Source organism: Xenorhabdus sp. Sc-CR9, from assembly GCF_963897815.1.
Taxonomy (GTDB): Bacteria; Pseudomonadota; Gammaproteobacteria; order Enterobacterales; family Enterobacteriaceae; genus Xenorhabdus.
Window position 1 is genome coordinate 1 of the sequence record NZ_CAWQTY010000040.1, and the last position, 2,479, is coordinate 2,479.

The following is a 2,479-nucleotide window of genomic DNA, read 5'->3' on the forward strand; positions in this document are numbered from 1 at the left end:
ACCACTGCTGCCAATTTATGTGGCAGTTGCTTAACCATGTCAAAATCTTCATGGAAACCGCTTCCTTACAACAGCAAAAACCGGGGATGAGAAAAATGGGTGTATCACAATTATGAAATCTTATTTACTTATTCCGTCTCCACCTATGATAGACCTTCCAACTGATTATCCCAGAAAAGAGTGTAGTGGAGCAAAAGCAGCTTATTGTCAATTGAAACTTAGTCATGAAGATACATTGAAAATATCTGAGCTAGCAGGAAATATTGCAATGACTCCTTTCATGTATATGACTATGTGCTGGCAGTTTTTATTATATCGTTTGTCTGGTCAAAAAGATATTACAATTGGCATCCCTTTTTCGTTGAGGGATAACAGTGAGTTTGAGGGAACTGTAGGATATTTGGTTAATACACTACCATTCAGATCTCATATAGATTCAGATAGCACAGTAAATCAATTAGCAATGTCAGTTCGTAACCAATTTATACAGGCGCATTTTAATAAGCAATTACCATTTGCTGATATTGTAGCAGATACAGGACAAAGTTTTGGCCTAGATAATCCTATTTTTCAGACATTACTTGTAAACCTTGCTAGTATTAATGATGTATTTCGGGATTTCTCTTACTCTATAAATATCACTGAACAGTATATTCAATCTGCTAAATATGATTTAACCTTGTTTGTCGAAATGGGAACGTCTTACCATTTTATTATGGAGTTTAATGTCGAACTATTTGCAGACAGTACAATTCAATATTGGCTCGAACTATATAGACAAACAGTTTTATGTATGGGGGAATGGAGCGAAAAATCTTTAGGTGAAGTTGAAATACTTACTCAAGATGAGCAGTTATCCATAGTGAATCGTTCCAGTAATTCGCATATTGGCATGAGTAATCAATGTGTTGTTGATGAGATAGAAAGATATGTCAAAATTCATTCGAACAATATTGCACTAATAACACGTTACGGTCATTGGTCTTATGGATGGTTAGATCACCGAGCCAACCAACTAGCTGAATTCATGTATATAAATTACTCCATCAGCGTTGGTTCACGAATAGGTCTATTACTAAACCGAAATGAAGATTCTATTGCAGCTTTGCTGGCCGTTTTGAAAACGGGAGCGTCTTATGTTCCAATTGATCCAAATTACCCTCAAGAACGTATTGAATATATGCTTCGGGATGCAGCAGTAGATTGTATTATTACCATAAGTGAATTTGTTACAACTTTATCTGCGACCACCCACAAAATAGTGTTAGATGAAATTGTATTTACATGCAACGCTAGCTGGCAATCAGTAAAACGGAAACCAGAGGATGAATTATATATCATATACACTTCCGGCTCAACAGGGCAACCTAAAGGGGTGCGCTTACTGAATAAGACATTGTCTAATCTTCTTGAATGGCAAAAAGGGATTACCATTTGTGGTGAAGGTGACTGCACATTACATTATATGTCTTTGTCTTTCGATGTTTCTGTACAAGAAATATTCGGAACATTATGTACTGGAGGAAAGCTATATATTGCAGATGAAGAGGAACGTAAGGATTTGCATTATTTACGAAATATCATTGAGTTAAACGAAATTCGTCGAGCATATTTCCCATATGTGGCACTTCAACAGATGGCACAATTAATATTTACGAGTAAAGCTTTACTACCAATGCTTGATGAAGTCTATTCAACGGGTGAACAGCTTGTTCTTACCTCTGATATTAAACATATGTTTAATACCAACCGAAGGCTGATTAATCTCTATGGTCCTTCAGAGAGTCATGTCTGTTCTGCTTATGTTATGCCGGAAGATAAATCTTTATGGGGAGATAGTGCGTCAATAGGGTATCCATTACCCGGGTTTACAATGCTTGTATTAGATGCACACAGATGCATGGTTCCAGCCGGTGTTGCCGGAGAACTTTGGATTATCAGTAATTTGCTCTCTCCTGGCTATCATAATAAAGATCATGAAACTCAAGCTCGATTTTTAATTGAAAACAAGCTAGGTGCACTTGGCTCACATGCTTATAAATCTGGTGATCTAATAAAGCTAAAGCCTAATGACTCATTTATATATCTTGGTCGTCTAGATAATCAATTAAAAATTCGGGGATTCCGGATTGAACCATCAGAAATAGAAGCAGTTATTAATTCATTGGATGGAGTAAAAGTCTCAGCTGTTATTGGAAAGGATGTTTCCGCAGGTAACAAAATGTTAGTGGCTTTCATTATCGCAACTATACCACTGGAGCGTGTTGAAATACTAACTAAATTACGCAACCATCTACCGGATTATATGATCCCAAATAAGTTTGTATTTTTGTCTTATCTTCCAACTACTCCTAAATAGTTTGTCATAATGGTGAGACTCTTATATTTCTCATTTCTTTCCAATCCGTTAACGAAGCCCTTTTCAAAAAAATTTTCACATTACGAATAAGCTGCCACATAAATTGGCAACAATGATTGC

The 2,479-nt window shown here is 36.3% G+C and carries 1 protein-coding gene and 1 pseudogene; both read left to right on the forward strand.

Annotated features, from left to right (window positions below):
* Positions 1-116: pseudogene (locus AACQ81_RS02120) on the forward strand (IS630 family transposase); the annotation flags it as partial.
* A complete protein-coding gene (locus AACQ81_RS02125; protein ID WP_237388432.1) occupies positions 113-2,359 on the forward strand; it encodes a non-ribosomal peptide synthetase in 2,247 nt (748 codons plus the stop codon). The pseudogene AACQ81_RS02120 and the gene AACQ81_RS02125, both read left to right, overlap by 4 nt.
* Positions 2,360-2,479 lie beyond the last annotated feature (120 nt).